The organism is Streptococcus sp. Marseille-Q6379 (assembly GCF_965119505.1).
In genome coordinates this window covers 490,406-510,663 of the sequence record NZ_CBCPLV010000001.1, presented here as the reverse complement: position 1 = coordinate 510,663, position 20,258 = coordinate 490,406, and the positions used below count along the sequence as shown (strand labels likewise).

Genomic DNA, 20,258 nt, shown 5'->3' with positions numbered 1-20,258 from the left:
TTCTAGCTTACATTTGTGTAAGAAAACTCCTCAGTAAGGCTGAGATTCAGAACATAATTAAACTATTTTTAAATATGAAATAGATTTTGCTGACCTAGTCAGCTTAGACCGAGACTTTTGGCAGTGATGAAAACGCCTGAAGCAATTTGTCTCAGGCGTTCGGAAGTTTTGAGACGTTCGGCTCAAAACTTAGTCATGGAACTTCGAAGAAGATCGCTGACGTCTGCCATCACCCAAGAAAAGTCTCAAAAGAAAACTGTGCCTTCAATAAAAAAAGTCCCAGCAATGCTGAGACTCTGTTTTAAAATTAGATAGCTTCTGTTGTAAAACTACGGCTTTCAAGCACACGCACCATGGCATCTGCTGTATCAAGCGCTGTGAAGAGTGGGATTCCTGCTTCAATAGCAGAGCTACGAATTGCTGCTCCATCTTCGTCATAAGTACGTTTGTTACCAACCGTATTGATAATAGCTTGCGCTTTACCTGTACGGACAAGGGCTGGAATGTCGTTGTCGTCATTTTCACCTAATTTGTTAACAAGCGTTGCGTGAACTCCATGTTCATTCAAGAACTTAGCTGTTCCTTCAGTGGCGTAGATACCGTAACCGATAGCATCGAAACGACGAGCCAAATCAAGGGCTTCTTCTTTCGTATCATCATGAATAGTAAAGATGACATTACCAAAGGTTGGCAAGTGGAGGTAAGAAGCTTCAAAGGCTTTATAGAGGGCTTTTTCAAGAGTCGCATCTGTACCCATAACTTCACCAGTTGATTTCATTTCAGGTCCAAGGAGACTATCTACCTTAGCCAATTTTGTGAATGAGAAGACTGGTGCTTTAACATGGACATGCTTGCTTTCTGGGTAAAGACCATCTTTGTAACCTTGTTCAGCCAATGATTTACCAAGAATCAAGTTTGTAGCAACTTGTGCCATTGGAATATCAGTCACTTTAGACAAGAATGGTACCGTACGGCTGGCACGTGGGTTAACCTCGATAACATAGACAGTTTCGTCCTTAATAACGAACTGAATGTTCATCATACCAATACAGTTAAGACCGATAGCCAAGCGTTTAGTGTAATCAGCGATAGTCTCTTGGATTTTCTTAGAGAGAGTTTGTGGAGGGTAAACTGCCATTGAGTCCCCTGAGTGAACCCCTGCACGTTCGATGTGTTCCATAATACCTGGAATCAAGACATCCTTACCATCAGAGATGGCATCTACTTCACACTCACGTCCAATGATATAGCTATCAACAAGGACTGGGTGGTCTGGACTTGCCTTAACTGCTGTACGCATGTAAGAACGAAGGTCATCTTCATTTTCAACGATTTCCATGGCACGTCCACCCAAAACGTATGATGGACGAACAAGAACTGGGAAGCCAATCTTACGAGCTGCTTCAACCGCTTCTTCTTCATTTGTCGCTGTTTGTCCTGGTGGTTGTGGGATATCGAGGTCTTTAAGGGCTTGTTCAAAAAGGTCACGGTCTTCGGCACGGTCAAGGTCAGCAACCTGTGTACCCAAGATTTTCACACCAGCTTTAGACAATGGCTCTGCCAAGTTGATGGCTGTTTGACCACCAAACTGAACCACGACACCCTTAGGTTGTTCCAATTCGATAACGTTCATCACGTCTTCGAAGGTCAATGGTTCGAAGTAAAGTTTATCTGAAACTGAGAAGTCTGTTGAAACCGTCTCAGGGTTAGAGTTCATGATGATGGCTTCGTAACCTGCAGCCTGGATAGCTTTCACAGAGTGAACTGTCGCATAGTCGAACTCAACCCCTTGTCCGATACGGATAGGTCCTGAACCAAGAACGATGACAGATTCTTTATCAGATTTTATTGATTCATTTTCCCACTCGTAAGTTGAGTAGAAATATGGTGTTGATGACTCGAACTCAGCCGCACAGGTATCAACCATCTTGTAAACAGGAACAATGTTATTTTCCAAACGTGTCGCACGAACTTGGTCAGCTGTTTGATTCCAAAGATCAGCAATCTTACGATCAGAGAAACCGTTACGTTTAGCTTCTTTCAAAACAGCAACATCGCCTACGTGAGTAGCCAATTCTTGTTCCAATTCGAAGATATGAAGCAATTTGTCGAGGAAGAAGATATCAATCTTAGTCAACTCTGACAATTCTTCAATAGTATAACCACGACGGATGGCTTCAGAAAGGTAGAAGAGACGGTCGTCTTGAGCTTTGACAATCTTTTCAACCAAGGCATCGTCTGTGACGTCCGCAAGCTCAGGCATTTCATTGTGGTAAACACCGATTTCAAGTGAACGGCAGGCTTTAAGAAGTGACTCTTCGATGTTACGACCGATAGCCATAACTTCACCAGTTGCTTTCATTTGAGTACCAAGACGACGTTCCCCATGTTCAAATTTATCAAATGGGAAACGCGGAATCTTAGCAACCACATAGTCAAGAGCTGGCTCAAACATAGCGTAAGTTGTACCAGTGACTGGGTTAATCATTTCATCAAGTGTCAAACCAACAGCAATCTTGGCTGCCAATTTGGCGATTGGGTAACCAGTTGCTTTTGAGGCAAGGGCTGATGAACGAGACACACGTGGGTTTACTTCGATAACATAGTACTTGAAGCTATTAGGGTCAAGAGCCAACTGTACGTTACAACCACCCTCAATTTTAAGGGCACGAATAATCTTCAAGCTGGCATCACGAAGCATTTGGTTTTCAATATCTGACAAGGTTTGCGTTGGAGCAAATACAATTGAGTCCCCTGTGTGGATACCAACTGGGTCAAAGTTTTCCATGTTACATACCACAAGAGCATTGTCTGCGGCATCACGCATAACTTCGTATTCGATTTCTTTGAAACCAGCGATAGAACGTTCAATCAAACATTGGGTTACTGGTGACAATTTCAATCCATTTTCAGCGATTTCACGAAGTTCTTCTTCGTTGGCACACATACCACCACCAGTACCACCAAGGGTAAAGGCAGGACGCACGATAACTGGATAGCCAATCTCCGTCGCAAAGGCAACTGCTTCTTCAACCGTATTTACAATCTCTGATTCTGGAATTGGCTGTTCCAAATCTTCCATCAATTGTTTGAAGAGGTCACGGTCTTCGGCTTGGTCAATCGCAGACAATTTTGTTCCCAAAAGCTCTACTCCAAGCTCTTCAAGAATACCAGCTTTTGACAATTCCATTGCCATGTTCAAACCAGTTTGTCCACCAAGTGTTGGCAAGAGGGCATCAGGACGCTCTTTACGAAGAATACGTGTGACAAACTCAAGCGTAATTGGTTCAATGTAAACCTTGTCTGCGATTTCTTTATCAGTCATGATAGTCGCAGGGTTAGAGTTAACAAGAACAACACTGTAGCCTTCTTCTTTCAAGGCCAAGCAGGCTTGCGTACCAGCGTAGTCAAACTCAGCAGCCTGACCAATGATGATAGGACCAGACCCGATAACCATAATTTTTTTAATATCAGAACGTTTAGGCATAATTTATGATACAAAGCCCGTTAAGGACCCAGTGAAAATAGGAAACGTGACGACGACGCCTAAGCGTCTAGTCACCGTTTATCTTTTTCACACAGTCCTTAGGGCGTGTTCACTTCCGTGAACCTGTATCTTCTCCTTTCTATTTGACAACTCTCTGGTTGTCATTAAATAAGGTAGTAGACTGGGGCGAACAAGAGTCACACCCCACTATAGTCACTAGACAGTTGCAATTAACGACGTGCTTTTTCAGCTTGGAAAGCATCAATCAATTCCAAGAACTCATCAAAGAGATAGCTCGCATCGTGTGGACCAGGCGCTGCATCTGGGTGGAATTGCACTGAGAATGCAGGGAAGTCACGGTGACGAACACCTTCAACTGACTTATCATTAATTTCTTCGTGTGTTACCATGAGGCAATCTGGAAGTGTCTCACGGTCAATGGCATAACCATGGTTTTGGCTGGTGAAATCAACACGACCAGTCGCAATTTCACGAACCGCATGGTTAAATCCACGGTGACCAAACTTCATCTTGTAGGCCTTGGCACCATTCGCCAAACTAAACAACTGGTGACCCATACAAATACCAAAAATTGGAATTTTGCCTTGAATGCCACGAATCATATCAAGTGCATACGGTACATCTTCAGGGTTACCTGGACCGTTTGACAACATCACACCATCTGGATTAAGATGGAGAATTTCTTCAGCAGTGATATCATGTGGCACAACAGTCACGTTACAGTCACGTTTTGAAAACTCACGCAAGATAGAGTGCTTGAGACCAAAGTCAACCAAAACGATATTTTTACCAACACCTGGTGCTGGGTAGGCTGTCTTAGTTGATACCTGCTCAATATTGTTGGTTGGCAAAACAGTCGCACGCAATTGATCTTGCAAGTGCTCGATACTGTCACCAGGATTAGCCAAAGTCGCTTTCATGGTACCGTGTTGACGGATAATCTTAGTCAAGGCACGTGTATCAATACCAGAGATACCAGGGATGTTTTTTGCTTTCAAAAACTCATCCAAGGTCATTTGGTTACGCCAGTTGCTGGCACGACGGCTAGCCTCTGACACAACAACACCCTTGGTCGTTGGCTTAATTGACTCATAGTCGTCACGGTTAACGCCGTAGTTACCAACAAGTGGATAAGTAAAAGTCAAAATTTGACCATTGTAAGACTGGTCTGTGATAGATTCTTGATAACCTGTCATACCAGTATTAAAGACGATTTCACCCGTCACATCCACATCAGCACCGAAGGCCTGACCTTCAAAAATAGTGCCGTCTTCCAAAATAAGTAAACGTTTTGCCATTATAGTAAATTGTTCCTTTCACTAAGATACAAAGGGCGTTAAACATCTGAATGAAAATCAAATCTAACAAAGAAGCTCTAACCTCTATGAAGATTTGTCTCTTTTCAAAGATTTAGCCCATGTTCTTTTTCGTCTGATTCTCTCAGGAATCTGTTAACGTAGTTTACGCTTTGCCATTTAAAATAGCTTCAATAATTGCCATACGGACAAAGACCCCGTTTTGCATCTGAGCAACGATACGAGCCTTAGGCGCCTCAACCAGGCTATCAGCAATCTCCACATCACGATTAACCGGAGCTGGGTGCATGATGATTGCTTGATCTGCTAACTTGGCATAACGTTCTTCAGTCAAACCATAGAGAGTATGGTAGTCTTCTTTTGAAAATCCTTTATCGTCCCCATGACGTTCGTGCTGAACACGAAGCAACATGAGCACATCCAAGTCCTCAATGACGTCGTCAATAGCCACATGCTGACCATAGACATCGAACTCATTCGAGTACCACTCTGCAGGACCAGCAAAATAAAGCTGAGCACCCAAACGCTTGAGAATCTGCATATTGGACTTAGCGACACGCGAATGCGTAATGTCACCTGCAATACAAATCTTAAGATTTTCAAAGGTTCCGAACTCTTCGTAAATGGTCATCAAGTCAAGCAAACACTGACTTGGGTGTTGCCCTGAACCATCACCACCATTGACAATAGAGGTCTGGATAGTCCTACTATCAATCAACTGCTTGTAGTAATCGACTTCCGAGTGGCGAACCACACAGATGTCAACGCCCAAAGCAGACATGGTCAAAATGGTATCATAGAGAGTCTCACCCTTATTCACCGAGCTAGTTCCAGCATCGAACTCAATCACATCCAAGCCAAGTTTTTTCTCAGCCACTTCGAAGGACTTGTGTGTTCGTGTTGAATTTTCAAAAAAGAGATTGGCAGCGAAATACTGTCGATCCAGCTGGAAATCAGCTCTGCCATTTTTAAAATCTCCACCTCGACGAATCAGGCCCAAGACCTCTTCATTCGTGAGGGTTTCCATGGTCACCAAATGCTTCAGTGACACTTTTCCATCTGCAATCGCCATAGTTTTTCCTTTTAAATTGATTGACTAATCTTTGCTACCCTTTTTAGGATCAGGCAAAATTTGGTAGAGCAAAATACCAAGAATGGTTGAGCTTGCCACACCCGTGATTTGAAGACCACCAAGGTCAATCATCAAACCACCGATACCAGAAACCAAGATAACACTAGCAATCAAGAGATTCTTTTTATTATCAAAATCAATCTTATGTTCAACTAAAATTTTCAAACCGCTAGCAGCGATAACCCCAAAGAGGGCAATAGATAATCCCCCTAATACAGGAGTTGGAATAGAATGCAAGAGTGCTGATAGCTTACCAATAAAGCTCATCAAGACCGCAATCACTGCTGCGCCCGCAATAACGTAAACTGAGTAGACCTTACTGAGGGCCATAACCCCAATATTTTCACCATAAGAAGTTACCGGAGGAGCTCCAAAGAATCCAGCGATAATCTGTGCCAAACCATCACCAGTAAGGGTACGGTCAAGACCTGGATCTTTAAAGTAATCACGCTCAGTCAAACTGTTTAGAACCATGACGTGACCAAAGTGTTCAGTCATCGTCACAAAGGCAATCGGAGCCATGGTCAAAATCGCACTTGGATAGAGCTTGAAGCTATAATCCACAAATGGAATGTCAAAGTTTGGAACCTGAATCCAATGTGCCGCTGCTACCTCTGAGAAATTGATAAAACTATGTCCTGTCAGCAAACCAAGAACCGCTGAGAAAATATAGCCCACAATTAAACCAAGTAAAATTGGGATAACACCGATAATCTTCTTGCCATACATGTTAAAGAGGATAACCGCAAAGAGGGTCACCATTGAAATCAAGAGAGCATAGATACTATAGCTTTTATTTAAAGTTGTCGCATCATTGACTGCATTAGCCGCAAGGTTCAAACCAATCACCATGATAATAGGGCCAACCACAATTGGTGGAAGGACCTTATCAATCCAGTCTTTACCCGCATACTTAACAATCAGAGCCACAAGCAAGTAAACCAAACCACCTGCCATGGCACCTTGAGCCACTGCCGCAATGCCATCAGTCTTCATAAGTGTCTGCATAGCCGCAATATAGGCAAAACTAGACCCCATGTAAGCTGGAATTTTGTACTTGGTCACCGTCAAGTGAGCCAAAGTTCCCAAACCAGATGAGAAAAGAGCAATAGCGGGATCAATCCCAACCAAAATCGGCACAAGCACCGTCGCACCAAACATGGCAAACAAGTGCTGAAATGACAAACCAACCAATAAACCAGGTTTTGGCATATCATTCACATCATATTTTACGTTATTCACGATATCAAAGGACTCCTTAAAATAAGATACAAAGGGACGTTTTAGCGTAGCTAAACATTTCTGTAGAAAAATAGGAAGTCGACAAGGCACTCCAAAGAGTGCTAGGAGACTTATCTTTTTTCCTAAGAAATGAGTCCCGTGTTCAATTAACAAGATACAAAGCCCGTCTAAAGCCTAAAGCAAAAATAGGAAATATGATGACGGAGCGCCAGCTCCTAAGAATATTTATCTTTTTTGCACAAGGCTTAGGGCGTGTTCAATTAAACAAGATACAAAGGGCGTATAAAGAGCACAGTAAAATTAGGAAATCTGACGCCGAAGCTTTAGCTTCTAGGAAGATTTATCTATTTTACACAGCTCTTAGCCCGTGTTCAGTTAAACAAGATACAAAGGGACGTTTTAGCGTAGCTAAACATTTCTGTAGAAAAATAGGAAGTCGACAAGGCACTCCAAAGAGTGCTAGGAGACTTATCTTTTTTCCTAAGAAATGAGTCCCGTGTTCAATTAACAAGATACAAAGCCCGTATAAAGCCTAAAGCAAAAATAGGAAATATGATGACGGAGCGCCAGCTCCTAAGAATATTTATCTTTTTTGCACAAGGCTTAGGGCGTGTTCAATTAAACAAGATACAAAGGGCGTATAAAGAGCAAAGTAAAATTAGGAAATCTGACGCCGAAGCTTTAGCTTCTAGGAAGATTTATCTATTTTACACAGCTCTTAGCCCGTGTTCAATTAACAAGATACAAAGGGCGTTTCACCCTATCTGTCAGCCAACTTAGCTTGGATCAATAATGTTGACACTATCTTTGCCATCAACTTCTGTCACCAAAACTTCGATTTCTTCTGACTCACTTGTTGGGATATTTTTACCAACATAGTCAGCACGGATTGGCAATTCACGGTGACCACGGTCAACCAAGACAGCCAAACCAACACGCGCTGGACGTCCATGGCTAACGATATTGTCAATAGCTGCACGGATAGTACGACCTGTGTAAAGCACATCATCCACAAGGATAACATCCGTTCCATCAATTTCAATAGGAAAAACAGATGTGTCTTGTTCAGCCTTAACATCATCACGGAAAGCCTTAGTATCAAGCTCAATCAATGGCACATCAAGGTTTTCCAACTGTTTCAAGCGCTCTTGGATACGCTGAGCAATATAAACACCACGTGTCTTAATACCAGCCAAGACAATCTTGTCGAGATTTTTGTTACGCTCAATAATCTCATAAGTGATACGTGTAATGGCACGTTTCATGGTTACGTCATCGACGATTTCTTTTTTCTTCATAAAAAGAACCTTTCTAAATACAAAAAAATCCCCTCGAAAACAAGGAGATACACAAAAATATGAGTACAGTTCACCCGTACACTTCTCATGGCTCCTTGCCTGCCTCTCTGGACAGTGATTAAAGGACTTATTTAATTAGGTAAATTATAGCAAATTTCAGACTCTTTTACAAGAAAAAAACGGACGCCTCTCCCAAGAAAGACTATCCGTTTAATAACTGTTAAACTTCTCTCAACTTATCCAAGGTTTCCTTGAAAATAGCAGGTTCTTCCGCTGTAAATTCGACCAATTCTCCAGTCGTAGGATGCGTGAAACCAAGGGTCTTGGCATGTAGAAATTGGCCATGGCCCTTGAGGGTCTTGCGTGGCCCATAAAGAGGATCTCCCGCCACCGGGTGACCGATATAAGCCATGTGCACACGAATCTGGTGCGTGCGACCTGTTTCCAGTTGCAACTCTACCAACGTATAGTTGCCAAAACGTTCAAGAACGGTAAATCGTGTAACTGCAGGTTTTCCTTTAGCTGTAACCGCCTGCTTCTTGCGGTCCTTGTCTGAGCGCCCAATCGGAGCCTCAATCACGCCTCGATCGTTAGGCAGATTGCCATGCACGATAGCCACATACTTACGAAGGGACTTCTTATCCTTAAGCTCCGCCGCCAAAGCATTGTGGGCCTTATCATTCTTAGCAATCATTAGAAGGCCTGACGTGTCCTTATCGATACGGTGGACAATCCCTGGACGAACCACACCATTGATAGACGAGAGGTCCTTGACATGATACATAAGGGCATTGACCAAGGTACCAGACGTGTGACCAGCTGAAGGATGGACCACCATGCCTTGAGGTTTGTTGACCACTGCCACATCCGCATCTTCGTAGATAATATCCAAAGGAATATCCTCAGCCTTGTATTCCAAGACCTCTTCTTCTGGCAATTCATAGGTGATGACATCACCCTCTTTAACCGCATACTTGGCCTTTGCCGACTTACCATTAACCAAGACTGTCCCAGCCTTGATTGCTTCATTGGCCTGACTACGTGACAATTCTGTCAAATCTGCCAAAGCCTTGTCCAGACGGTTTCCCGCCTCTTTAATGATGACTTCCATTTTCCTCTTTCCATAAGATTAAAATCAAGAGTAGCACGCCCACCGTTAGATAGGAGTCTGCCACGTTAAATATCGCAAAATCAATAAAATCAAGCTGAACCATATCAACCACGTAACCCAAGTGCAGACGGTCAATAAAGTTACCAATACCACCTGAGATAATCAAAACCAAAGATAGCACCAGCCAAAGACTCTTCTGATAATTCTTAACCAGATAAACCAGAGCCGCACCAATCACTAGAACCGTCAAAATCACAAAGAAATATTTCTGATCCTGTAAAATCGAAAAGGCAGCACCACGGTTCTGTAGATAGGTCAAGCTGAAAAGTCCAGGAATAGCCTTGATAACTTGGTTAAGGGCAATATTTGCCACAACCCAATGCTTGACCCACTGATCCAAACCAATCAGAGCTAGAATAGCCAAAGGAATCGCAACCTTACGCATAAATCCTCCTATGGTTTGTATGTATCAAAGTAGTCAAACATAACATTGACAAACTTGAGAGCACAAGACGACAAGTTAATACCCTTACGACGGACATAAACCATCTTGTTATCCAAATTATCCTCAAGCGGAATCACCGTAATCCCATTCACACTTTGTGCATCCAAGAAGCCAGACCCCGTCGCATAAGCATCCGTCCGTTCCAAGATACCGTTCAAAGTCGCACGGTCTGTCACGTTAAACATAAGAGACGAATCTGACGTATCCACAAAGTTCTCAGAATAGTAAAGATACTCGTCCTTCTCCTGAGTGAAACGTACCGTAGGCAAGGCCACCAAGTCCTCCATGACCAGACTTTCTTTTTTAGCCAGAGGATGCCCCTTACGGAGATAAATGTGCGTCTTAAACGGAATCAAATCAATAGCCTCAAGCCCAAGCTTGTCCATATTTTGCTGGATTCCCTTGCTATTTTGACGATTCAAATAGATAATCCCAATCTCACTGTGTCCCTTGGCTACCTCATCCAAAATCTGAATGGTCGTAGACTCAAAGATACGGAAATCCTTGTAATCAGGGTAGCGCTCTGAAAAAGTCGTAATCAAAGGTGGCAAAAAGTCATAGTGCTGGCTGGCAATCGAATACTGGTTACCCTTTTCAGAAGCATTGAGATAGCGATTTTCAAAACTATCAAAACTGCGTACCACCTCAAGTGCACGTTCGTAAAAGGTCATGCCCTGACTAGTCAAGACAGCCCCCGTCGTTGTACGGGTGAAAATTTGAAAATTCAGCTCCTGCTCCAAATCCTTGATAGCCACTGATAGGCTAGGCTGGCTCACAAAGAGCTTGCTGGCTGCCTCACGAAAGGTTCCGCTGTTGGCAATGGCTACGACATAACGTAGTTGTTGTATGTTCATCTGTGACACTTCTTTCTTGAAAAATCAATCAGTTCTATTATACCAGATTTTATCCTCTTTTGTTGATACTAAAAAGCCCAGGCAACCCTGAGCTTAAATGACTAACAAAGTAGTCCTATTCGTCTGATTTGTCTGTCAAGAAGTACTCGTTTTCACGTTTGTCATAGTCGAAGGTCAAACGAACAGTATCTACCTTACCATTTTCTGGATTATAATCACGGTAGCTAAGACTCACTGACTGAGTGAGATCGCCCTGTTCAGTTTGTGTCATTTCATGATAAGTGAAGCTAGCCTCTGGGTGTTTTTCAACCACTTCAGAAAGTCGTGTCCCCTTAAGCAAATCAGCTTGTGTACCTACAGCCAACTTTTCATAGTCATCTTTTGTCCAGTTGCTATGATAGTCATCGACTTCTTTGACCTTATCATAGTCGAAGGTTGCTGAGGCAGATTTCAAAACATAGACACCGTCTTTTTTCTCAAAAGTCAAACGCACATAGTTGTTTCCATCTGTGTTTTCTTTTCTATAGGTGAGGTCTAGCAAATCTGGTTTATCTTCCTCGTAAGCCTTGCTATACTCGGCATCAGTCGCCTTACCGTGAGCGTCCAAGACCTCATCCAATGTCAAAGTACCAACCTTCAACTCCTTAAACTGATCCTCAGTCCAGTCAAACTTATAATTCTCATCGATGTACAGATAAGCTCTATCGTGACCTTCACTTTGGAACTGTTCAGCATGGTTCATGACATATTTCACCGCTTGATAACCTGCTCCAGCAAGCGAAGTCATAAAGAAGATGATTGACATGACTAGGGCAATAATAGATAGTGCCTTGCGTGTCGACTTCAGACTCAAAACCAAAGTCACAATAGCCAAAATGATAAGGAAGAAAGCAAGGAAGGTAAAGACAAAACCGATAGGAAGCGTCCAAGACAAAATGACAAATAGCATCCCCAAAACTAGGATAATAATTGGCAAAGCAATATTAACAAAAGCATTGTTCTTGGTTACTTTTGGCTTGTAATAAGGGTTTTCCAAAGGTATCTGACTTGCCTTTGGAGCTTCTTTTTCTTGCTCTTTCTCCAGATTCAACTCAGGCATGTGATTAGGAGCCTCCTCCTCTAATGTCACCTGAACTTCGTCTGGTTGCGTATCTGCTACTGAGTCAGCTGTCACCTCTTCAGTAGTTTCAGAGCTATCCACCTGCTGAGCCTCAACCTGCTCAGACACTTGGACAGTTGATTCCTCCGAAGCAATGACAAAGCCCTCTTTCTTAGCTTCCATAAACTCCTCAGGACTTGGTTTACGACCATTGACGTCCTCAAAGTGACGCACCCATTCTTCTCTAGTTGCCATAGCTGACTCCTTTATCTCTTTTTCTTTATTTTATCATACTTTAATCTGGTCTTATGAAAATAAGGTCGGATATAAGAGATAATTTTTTGAGACTGCCTGATGTGCTTTAGTGACATAATACATTATGAAAATGGATGGAAGAAGAAAAGAAACTACCCCAAAAAGTTAGATTTTTTCTGTCACACTTTTGGGGGCAATTCACATTATGGTTTATTTATTACTCATCAGATAACATCAATTCATCTATCTTTTCTCTATCTTCAGCAATACCCTTATATGACTCGATTGTATTACTAAGGAATTCCATACTTACTTCGTGATTTCCTTCGTATAAATATATTTGTGCACCTAATGTTTCAAGACTTTCTAGGAAGGTCCTCATTTTTATTAATTCCTCTAAATCTAGAAAATTACATTCTAATAAAACTTCTCCCTTTTGAATCCTATTTTTTACCTCTCCAATTGGTATACTCATAAAGTTTCTTACCAATCTATAAGCTTCAAAAATATTATTTGACATTTTTACTTTTGAGTAGATTACTGACATAACTCCATCCTTTAGAAATCTTGCACATATATACAGTCTAGTATTAGTAAGAGTAGTTTTTTATATTTATATGTATATCTAGGTATCTAATCCTTTTTGATTTCCAAACTAAGCTTATAAAAACTATAAAGGCTATAAGATATTGCAATAATTCCCAAGAAACCAAAGTATACATTATCCTTTAAACTCTTCATATAAATGCCAATTATTACAAAGAGAAAGGTATTAATCAAAATGACTAATCTTTTATTTTCTATCCTGCCTATTTTAACTACCAATAGTCTAATAATAAGTATCGATGGAGAGAATAAAACGGCAATTATTGCAAGTAAAATATTTTTTCTGCTAATTAAATTAGCTTTAATATCTTTTTGAGATTCTTTTTCAATATTCATCTCTTTAAATAATAGTTCCAGTGAAACATTATCAGGTTCACTTTTTCCTAATTCCCATTTAGAAATGGTCTGACGAGTAACAAATACTTTATCTGCAAGTTCTTGCTGAGTCATACCTGTTTTAGTTCTATATTCTTTAATCAACGTAGCAATGTCCATTTTAATACCCCTAGCTTATTTCTATTCTTTGATAAAAGGTTCTGCTAGCAAAATTACTATTAATATTATATAGAGAGGATGTTTATGAATAAAGTAAACGGCAATAAGTAATAGAAACAGTAAAATTCTCGTAACCCACGGATATTCGTTTGATAAATTAACCAATAAATTAACTAAAGGTCTCAGTATCAGTCCCATTAATCCAAAAATAAGCACCCATATAAAATTAGTTTTGTTTTTCTTAATAAATTGTAACATTAAGAATACCTCCTCAAATTTGTTACTTTAAATTTATCAAGACCCATGACTAAAAGCACGCAACGAATAGTACAATATGCGCAACGTCCTTAGAAACTATGGTGCAACGCTCCAAGTCATTACGCAACGAGGAGAATAGTACCTCTTAAAAGTACGAAATGGTAGTACATTAAAATCTAAAGACAGTAAAATTTTATAATAATTAAGCCATACTATTTTAAAGTCTATATTTACATAAACTTCTGTTTGTCTTCGAGACCAAAACGTTGGACTGCGACCATCATATTTTGAAGTATATACTTTTGTAGTTACACTTTCATTAACTTTGAGTAGTCTTTGCTACGTTTCCATCAATCTTATAATTTACTTCAAAAACTGTTAGGCTTCTCGAAGTCCCCTAACCAAACATCCTCCTATACTCCTTCGATTTCACGCCATACCAATCCTTAGCTGAGTAGTCAAACTGCTCTCTAAATTGCTCAGAGTATTTGAAGAGGTAATAACCTCGTAGCAAATCAATGGAAAAGACATAAGTCGCAAAGACAAATATGGCAGGCATGATAGGCATCAACACCGCATCAATGCTCCCTCTAGTGTCACTTCCTGTGGAGCGGTCAAAGAGTACAAGCCCAGCTGTAATCCCCGTTCCACCTAAAAAGACCAAGCCATCTGAAATCTTTTCAGTCACAAGAGCTACCATAGGGCTAAACTCTGTCTGATTTTGAAGAGCTTCTTTCAGTTTACGGGGAACCGTTCGAATCAAATAATAAATGGAAAGAAGAAACATAGCTCCCGATAGTATACTGACAATATTTCGTCGTGTCATCATCATTATACCAGCACATACCGTAAAGATAGCGAGTAAGACTACCATGTAAAAGTAGGTGCAAAATTTTAGTTTCATCGGGCTTCTTCTGTGCTTAATCGAAAAGAAAAGATAGACCAAATACATGACTACATAGAAAAGAATGATTGGCCACTGAATCCAAGAAAATGTTGGATTTTGATCAAGCGTCAATCCTTTTATAAACATGGGTGTGGCAATGGAGAAAAAGTAAATAACAATTGAAGTGATAAACAAGCCAATAAATCGTTTCCAGCTTCCTTTTTGATTGAGCTTTTCTACGGTCTCCTTAGTGACAAGAGACTGACTTTGCTCGAATGTATAATTTAAAAATCTCAATAGTTTTCTCCTTTTATCAAGAAAAAACAGGAAGGTTTCCCCTCCTGTTCCTTAATTAATCCTCGCCATCTGGACCTGATTTATAAGTAAGGTAGAACGTATCGTCATCTTCTTTGGTATCAAATGACAAGTAAACACTCTTGAGTTTACCATCTCCAGCCTCATAGTCACTATAAGAAATGCTCATTTCTTTTTTGAATTCACCTTGACGAGATGTTGAGATTGTGTATTCTGCACTTGAAGCTTTAGGGTGATCCTTAACGATATCTTCAAGTTTCGTACCGTTTGATGGATCAGTGTAATCACCCTTAGTGAGAGCATCAAACTGTTCTTTTGTCCAGTCAGCTTTGTAAGAGCGATCAACTTCTACCTTATCTTGAGGGAATCTACCTGAAGCATATGACAAGATAAAAGTACCGTCATATTGTTTCTTAAAGTTTAGGTAAACACTTTCACCATAGTCTTTACCAGAGTAATTCAACTTCATCTCATCGCCAGAGATTTGTGCATCAGAAGCCTTACCATAAGTCTTGATGATAGACTTAACGGTATCCTTACCTGCTTTCAACTTCTTGAACTTAGATTCATTCCAGTCAAATTTAGCATTTTTGTCAATGTAATCGTTGACGTCAGTGCTATCACCTTTTGAATCAGATTTAGAATCAGATTTAGAGTCAGATTTTGAATCGCTGTCATCATCTTTCTTGTCAGCGTCATCATCATCTTTATCAGCAACTTTTGATGTCTTGCTTGAGCTTGTGTTGTCACTAGCGTTTTGAGAGATTTGGAAAATCAAACCACCAATAGAAACAAAGAGCATGAGACCAGCAACACCTGTTGCAATAATTGAGAGCAATTTCTTACTTGATTTAAGGCTAAAGACAAGTGAAACAACTGCCACCGCAACTGCGAGGACTGTCAAGATGATGAAGAGCCAAGCAGGACCTACGAACCATGCCAAGATTGCAAAGATTACTGAAAGTGCAATCGCAACGATTGGCAAGATAAGATTGAAAAGAGGTTTATCTGCTGAGCCAGCTGCTGCTGGATTAGGAACTGTTCCAAATCCTTGAGCTGAAGAGATAGGTGCCTTTTCAAACATGCTTGAATCAAATTGTGGGGTTGGTTGTTGCACAGGTGCTTCTGAGAAAGCTTCTGCACCAACTGGTGATTCACTGCTTGCTTGTTCTGCGACAGCATCTTCAGCTGTTTCAGCCACATCTGCGATGTCATCTTGTTCTGTGACTTCTTCAGTAGCAACTGGTTCTGTCGCTACTTCTTCAGCGACAGGTTCATTAGCTGGTGCTTCTACAGATGCTGCTTGAGCAGTCAAAGCGCTAGTATCAAAGTCAGCTGCTTTAGCGTCCAAAAATTCTTGGGGGCTAGGTTTACGCCCATGTACCGACTCAAAGAGTTCAGCCCATTCTGCTTTAGTTGACATAAAAATCTCCTTTTATCAAGAAATCTAAACAAGAGGTCCCTTCGACTTGGCGAAGTTTTCTATAGTTTGGATTTAGACACCTCTCTCTGATAAGAGCAAGTAGCATATGTCCCTTAAAAAGTCCGACCTCACTTTATAACTTGAGGCAACCTTTCCCTATATCTAGTCCCGTGTTCATTTTCTTGTTGATAGTTCCATTCTACCATATTTAAAGACCTCTGTTAACCGTTTCCCAAAAGGTTTTTTTCTGCTACAATAGTAGGTATAATGCACCAAAGGAGTTATATATGAAAAACATTAAAAAGTACATTCCATTAATTATTGTACTTGTTATCGCAGGCCTAGGTTTTGCCTTTCGTGAGAACATCTCACGCGCCGTTCGTGGAGATGCCTACGTTGATAACAAGATATTCACTAAACAATTAGAAAAGGCTCAAAAATCTGGAAAAGATGCCTTTCCACAGTTGTCAGACAAGGTTGGTAAGGACGAAGCTGAAGTTATCCTCCACACTTCAAAGGGGGATATCACAGTCAAACTCTTCCCTACACTTGCTCCTAAGGCTTCTGAAAACTTCTTGAAGCACGCCAAGGATAAATACTACGATGGTCTTACCTTCCACCGTGTTATCAAGGACTTCATGATTCAAAGTGGTGACCCTAAGGGTGACGGTACTGGCGGAGAATCTATCTGGAAGAAAGGGTTCGCTGTTGAGCCTACACCATTCCTATACAACATCCGTGGCGCACTTGCTATGGCTAATACTGGTGCTAAAGAGTCAAACGGCAGCCAATTCTACATTGTTCAAAACAAGGATGATCAAAGCAAACAGCTAGGAAATGCTGGCTATCCAAAACCTATCATTGACGCCTACAAAAAAGGTGGTTACCCAGCTGGCGATACTAAATATACCGTCTTTGGTCAAGTCATCAAAGGCATGGATGTCGTTGATACCATTGGCAACCTTGAAGTCGATGACAACAGCAAACCAAAAGAAAATGTAACGGTCAATTCCGTTGAAGTCGTTAAAGACTACAAATTCAAATAAACAAAAATCCGAGAAGCTGATTCTCGGATTTCTTTTTTATTTAACAGCGGTGAGGAGATAATCACCAGTGTTAACACGAGCTTCTTTAGTTGTTAAGACATCATCAAAGTCAGCTGTATTGGTTACAATGACTGGTGTGATAACTGGTAATTTAGCATCTCGGATAGTTGCTAGGTCAAATTCTATAAGTTTTTGACCCGCTTCTACGACATCCCCTGCTTTCACATAGGTCTTGAACCCTTTTCCAGCAAGAGAAACAGTGTCCATACCAATATGGATGAGAAGCTCTGCACCATTTTCAGTTGTCAAACCAACCGCATGACCAGTAGGAAAGACTAAATTCACCGTTGCCTTAGTTGGTGCAACAACAACACCATCGGTAGGATCAATAGCGATACCTTTACCCATAGCTCCTGAAGCAAAGACTTGGTCAGGAACTTGGTCAAGTGGTACGACATTCCCAATAAGTGGGCTAGCAATGATTTCTTGTTGAATTTCCTTAGGAGCAGGTGCAGCTTCCTCAGCTTTTTCTTCAACCTTAGCTTCTCCACCACCGTATAGATTTGGTACTCGTACAAAGAGTTGGATGAGGAAGGCAAGAACACCACCCACAATGGCAATGACAATGGCAATGATAACTTTAGAAAGATTACCGTCAGGCCCAATAAGGCTTGGGAAGACAAAGACACCCAGACCACCTATTGAATACGTCTTAATATCTAGGGCCATCATGGCAGCCCCCATAAGTCCTGAAACACCACATGAAATGTAGAATGGCGTTTTCATTGGAAGGGTTACCCCATAGATAGCCGGTTCTGTAACCCCAAAAATAGATGAAATGAAGGCTGGCATAGAGATGGTACGGACTTTTTCTTCTTTTGTCTTAAGCATGATAGCTCCCAACACACCTGTTTGCGTGAAACATGGAAGGATAGCCGCTGAAAGAATAGTAGAACTTCCGTTTGTTGCCACATCTAAGATAGCAAGGGGAACAAGTGCCCAGTGCATTCCGAACATAACCAAGACTTGCCACAAAATACCAAGTATAAGACCAAAGACAATCGGACTAAAATTCATGATTGCTTGGAAAAGGCTTGTCAATCCATCAGAGAAAGTATTGGCAACTGGTCCTACCACCAAGAATGTTAATGGGACAGTAATGAGTAATGTAAAGAAGGGTACTACGAAGACTTTAATGACATCTGGAGTAATCTTGGTAAAGAATTTTTGAATGTATGAAGCCACCCAAACGGCCAAGATAGAAGGCATTACAGTTGAGAGATAGCCACCTGCAGGAAGCGCAAATGGAATAACTCCTAGAACATGACCTTGACCAGCCTTTTGAAGAGCAGTCACCAGCGTAGCAATATCAGGATAAACAAGTGCCGCTGCAATCGCAATAGCTGTAAACTCGTTAACCTTGAAACGACGAGCAGATGTCAAAGCAATTAAGATTGGCAAGAACTGGAAGAAACCATCTCCTGCTGCATTCAAGATGACATACATAGGACTCGTTGCAACTGACAAGCCACAAGCTGCCATGATAGCAACTATCCCTTTGATAATCCCCGCCGCAGCCAAAGGTCCAAGGAAAGGTTGGAAAATACTTGAAACCAAAGATACAAAGCGGTCAAAAAGATTCCCTTTAGGCGCATCACCTTCATCAATATCAAGACTACCACCTGCTGGAAGACCGCCAACTTGGAGAACCTCCGCATAAACATCAGGGACATGGTTACCGATAACCACCTGATATTGACCACCTGCCTTAACAACAGTAACAACACCGTCACGGTTCTTAAGGTAGTCATCATCTGCTTTAGACTCATCTTTCAAATCAAAGCGTAAGCGTGTCACACAGTGTTTCAAGCTATTGACATTTTCCTTACCACCAACATGTTTGAGAATGTCTTCAGCTAATTCAGTATATTTAGCCATAAGGGCTCCTTTCTTTTCTAGGATTTTAGTTCTTTCGAGGCTTTTTCAACGAAAAAAACCTAAATAAATACCAAGAACCAATTAGGGCGAGTATACACTACTCCCATTAGTTTTTCGTATTTATCTAGGTTTTGCCTGCTGACCAGTAACAATCCTTTTGCTATGGTTATATAATATCAGAGTTCAAATATTTTTGCAAGCCCTTACAAAATTATTTTTTGTTTTTTGAGGTAAAATCTTGACCAAGATAATAAGTCATGATAAACTATTGTTAGTTTATAAACTAACAGAAAGAGAGTTACACGATGAAAACAAGTGCAATTATTGAATTTAAAGATACATACGCTAGCATGGAATGCCACGAGCTTGGTTACCAAACCAAGGAAACTGCCTTAGCTATTACTTCTCCTACTGGACATATTCTATCAAGTACACCGCTTTTCAGAAAGGTATATGGTTCAAATACCGCTCACATCGACCAACTTCCTTTCAATATAGATAACCTTAGTATCACAGCAAGAGGTCTTAGTAAAAAGGCTAAAGCCAACTTGGAAGATTGGATTACCCATACTATAATTCTTCCAATGGACTATGATAAGTCCTTTACTAAGCATCAAGAACTTTTGCACCTCTTAGCAGATTCACCTATCGTTGAGTCTGTCCAATCTTTAACTTATAAGACAGTAAAGATTCTTTTTTCCGAAGCACTCAATGATGAACATATTCGCCAACTGCAAGGTTTTATTCTCGCTCAAGCAGGCATCTATAGCTATATTGGGACATCTACAGTCTCAGACCGAAATGCCCACCAGGCTCTTGAATGGGCTAAACTTGATGTTAATGGTCGTTCGCACAACGATCACAAGCCTGCTATTTTCCATCGTAGTAAGGGCCTCTTAAGTGGTTTCTTTCACCATGGAAGCCAAGAAAGTATTGCATAGATAATAATTGGGACACCTTGTGTCCTTTTT

17 protein-coding genes are annotated in these 20,258 nt (G+C 41.0%); 2 read left to right on the top strand and 15 right to left on the bottom strand.

Going from position 1 to position 20,258, the window contains the following annotated elements:
• Positions 1 to 307: 307 nt before the first annotated feature.
• The 14 genes from carB to ACWPVZ_RS02475 form a co-directional block, all read right to left on the bottom strand.
• Positions 308 to 3,487, bottom strand: a complete 3,180-nt coding sequence (gene carB, locus ACWPVZ_RS02540) for a carbamoyl-phosphate synthase large subunit (RefSeq protein WP_454380726.1) — start codon at positions 3,485 to 3,487, stop codon at positions 308 to 310.
• A 230-nt stretch (positions 3,488 to 3,717) separates the two neighbouring features.
• Positions 3,718 to 4,806: a carbamoyl phosphate synthase small subunit gene (locus ACWPVZ_RS02535; protein ID WP_002890257.1), complete on the bottom strand. Its 1,089-nt coding sequence runs from the start codon at positions 4,804 to 4,806 to the stop codon at positions 3,718 to 3,720.
• A gap of 163 nt (positions 4,807 to 4,969) precedes the next feature.
• Positions 4,970 to 5,896, bottom strand: coding sequence for an aspartate carbamoyltransferase catalytic subunit (locus ACWPVZ_RS02530; protein ID WP_454380724.1), 927 nt, complete (start codon positions 5,894 to 5,896; stop codon positions 4,970 to 4,972).
• Between the two features lie 24 nt (positions 5,897 to 5,920).
• A complete protein-coding gene (locus tag ACWPVZ_RS02525; RefSeq protein WP_048676126.1) occupies positions 5,921 to 7,198 on the bottom strand; it encodes a uracil-xanthine permease family protein in 1,278 nt (425 codons plus the stop codon).
• A 776-nt stretch (positions 7,199 to 7,974) separates the two neighbouring features.
• Complete coding sequence (gene pyrR, locus ACWPVZ_RS02520; protein ID WP_002890254.1) at positions 7,975 to 8,496, bottom strand: bifunctional pyr operon transcriptional regulator/uracil phosphoribosyltransferase PyrR; 522 nt, start codon at positions 8,494 to 8,496, stop codon at positions 7,975 to 7,977.
• Positions 8,497 to 8,716: 220 nt separating this feature from the next.
• Positions 8,717 to 9,607, bottom strand: coding sequence for an RluA family pseudouridine synthase (locus tag ACWPVZ_RS02515; RefSeq protein ID WP_454380721.1), 891 nt, complete (start codon positions 9,605 to 9,607; stop codon positions 8,717 to 8,719).
• Positions 9,591 to 10,052 carry a signal peptidase II gene (gene lspA / locus ACWPVZ_RS02510; protein ID WP_037602007.1) on the bottom strand — a complete coding sequence of 154 codons (462 nt, stop codon included), beginning with the start codon at positions 10,050 to 10,052 and terminating at the stop codon, positions 9,591 to 9,593. Before lspA ends, ACWPVZ_RS02515 begins: the two co-directional genes overlap by 17 nt.
• Positions 10,053 to 10,060: 8 nt before the next feature.
• Entirely contained in the window at positions 10,061 to 10,966 is a 906-nt protein-coding gene (locus ACWPVZ_RS02505) for a LysR family transcriptional regulator (protein ID WP_245084418.1), read from the bottom strand.
• Positions 10,967 to 11,081: 115 nt separating this feature from the next.
• On the bottom strand, positions 11,082 to 12,320 hold the full coding sequence (locus ACWPVZ_RS02500) for a CD20-like domain-containing protein (RefSeq protein ID WP_454380718.1): 1,239 nt from the start codon (positions 12,318 to 12,320) through the stop codon (positions 11,082 to 11,084).
• Between the two features lie 217 nt (positions 12,321 to 12,537).
• Positions 12,538 to 12,867, bottom strand: coding sequence for a hypothetical protein (locus tag ACWPVZ_RS02495; protein WP_454380716.1), 330 nt, complete (start codon positions 12,865 to 12,867; stop codon positions 12,538 to 12,540).
• Positions 12,868 to 12,953: 86 nt separating this feature from the next.
• The gene (locus ACWPVZ_RS02490) at positions 12,954 to 13,421 is read right to left on the bottom strand and encodes a helix-turn-helix transcriptional regulator (RefSeq protein ID WP_454380714.1); all 468 of its coding nucleotides are present in this window, start codon (positions 13,419 to 13,421) and stop codon (positions 12,954 to 12,956) included.
• 21 nt (positions 13,422 to 13,442) lie between these two features.
• A complete protein-coding gene (locus ACWPVZ_RS02485; protein ID WP_454380712.1) occupies positions 13,443 to 13,679 on the bottom strand; it encodes a hypothetical protein in 237 nt (78 codons plus the stop codon).
• Between the two features lie 397 nt (positions 13,680 to 14,076).
• Positions 14,077 to 14,583 (bottom strand): hypothetical protein, encoded by a 507-nt coding sequence (locus ACWPVZ_RS02480; protein WP_454380710.1) that lies wholly within the window; start codon positions 14,581 to 14,583, stop codon positions 14,077 to 14,079.
• A gap of 334 nt (positions 14,584 to 14,917) precedes the next feature.
• Positions 14,918 to 16,303: a hypothetical protein gene (locus tag ACWPVZ_RS02475; protein WP_454380708.1), complete on the bottom strand. Its 1,386-nt coding sequence runs from the start codon at positions 16,301 to 16,303 to the stop codon at positions 14,918 to 14,920.
• A gap of 287 nt (positions 16,304 to 16,590) precedes the next feature.
• Between ACWPVZ_RS02475 and ACWPVZ_RS02470 the strand changes: the two genes are divergently transcribed.
• Entirely contained in the window at positions 16,591 to 17,349 is a 759-nt protein-coding gene (locus ACWPVZ_RS02470; RefSeq protein WP_021144561.1) for a peptidylprolyl isomerase, read from the top strand.
• A gap of 36 nt (positions 17,350 to 17,385) precedes the next feature.
• Here ACWPVZ_RS02470 and ACWPVZ_RS02465 read toward each other — a convergent pair whose 3' ends face one another.
• A complete protein-coding gene (locus ACWPVZ_RS02465; protein ID WP_454380706.1) occupies positions 17,386 to 19,287 on the bottom strand; it encodes a beta-glucoside-specific PTS transporter subunit IIABC in 1,902 nt (633 codons plus the stop codon).
• A gap of 305 nt (positions 19,288 to 19,592) precedes the next feature.
• On the opposite strand from ACWPVZ_RS02465, the gene ACWPVZ_RS02460 reads away from it, so the two are divergent.
• On the top strand, positions 19,593 to 20,228 hold the full coding sequence (locus tag ACWPVZ_RS02460) for a nucleotidyltransferase (protein ID WP_414341298.1): 636 nt from the start codon (positions 19,593 to 19,595) through the stop codon (positions 20,226 to 20,228).
• Positions 20,229 to 20,258 lie beyond the last annotated feature (30 nt).

Excerpts from the sequence above, each read along its gene's own strand:
- ACWPVZ_RS02480 (WP_454380710.1), bottom strand. The coding sequence starts at position 14,583 with ATGAAACTAAAATTTTGCACCTACTTTTACATGGTAGTCTTACTCGCT.
- lspA (WP_037602007.1), bottom strand. The coding sequence starts at position 10,052 with ATGCGTAAGGTTGCGATTCCTTTGGCTATTCTAGCTCTGATTGGTTTG.
- ACWPVZ_RS02535 (WP_002890257.1), bottom strand. The coding sequence starts at position 4,806 with ATGGCAAAACGTTTACTTATTTTGGAAGACGGCACTATTTTTGAAGGT.
- ACWPVZ_RS02485 (WP_454380712.1), bottom strand. The coding sequence starts at position 13,679 with ATGTTACAATTTATTAAGAAAAACAAAACTAATTTTATATGGGTGCTT.
- ACWPVZ_RS02505 (WP_245084418.1), bottom strand. The coding sequence starts at position 10,966 with ATGAACATACAACAACTACGTTATGTCGTAGCCATTGCCAACAGCGGA.
- ACWPVZ_RS02495 (WP_454380716.1), bottom strand. The coding sequence starts at position 12,867 with ATGTCAGTAATCTACTCAAAAGTAAAAATGTCAAATAATATTTTTGAA.
- ACWPVZ_RS02500 (WP_454380718.1), bottom strand. The coding sequence starts at position 12,320 with ATGGCAACTAGAGAAGAATGGGTGCGTCACTTTGAGGACGTCAATGGT.
- ACWPVZ_RS02515 (WP_454380721.1), bottom strand. The coding sequence starts at position 9,607 with ATGGAAGTCATCATTAAAGAGGCGGGAAACCGTCTGGACAAGGCTTTG.
- ACWPVZ_RS02460 (WP_414341298.1), top strand. The coding sequence starts at position 19,593 with ATGAAAACAAGTGCAATTATTGAATTTAAAGATACATACGCTAGCATG.
- ACWPVZ_RS02465 (WP_454380706.1), bottom strand. The coding sequence starts at position 19,287 with ATGGCTAAATATACTGAATTAGCTGAAGACATTCTCAAACATGTTGGT.
- ACWPVZ_RS02530 (WP_454380724.1), bottom strand. The coding sequence starts at position 5,896 with ATGGCGATTGCAGATGGAAAAGTGTCACTGAAGCATTTGGTGACCATG.
- ACWPVZ_RS02490 (WP_454380714.1), bottom strand. The coding sequence starts at position 13,421 with ATGGACATTGCTACGTTGATTAAAGAATATAGAACTAAAACAGGTATG.
- carB (WP_454380726.1), bottom strand. The coding sequence starts at position 3,487 with ATGCCTAAACGTTCTGATATTAAAAAAATTATGGTTATCGGGTCTGGT.
- pyrR (WP_002890254.1), bottom strand. The coding sequence starts at position 8,496 with ATGAAGAAAAAAGAAATCGTCGATGACGTAACCATGAAACGTGCCATT.
- ACWPVZ_RS02475 (WP_454380708.1), bottom strand. The coding sequence starts at position 16,303 with ATGTCAACTAAAGCAGAATGGGCTGAACTCTTTGAGTCGGTACATGGG.
- ACWPVZ_RS02470 (WP_021144561.1), top strand. The coding sequence starts at position 16,591 with ATGAAAAACATTAAAAAGTACATTCCATTAATTATTGTACTTGTTATC.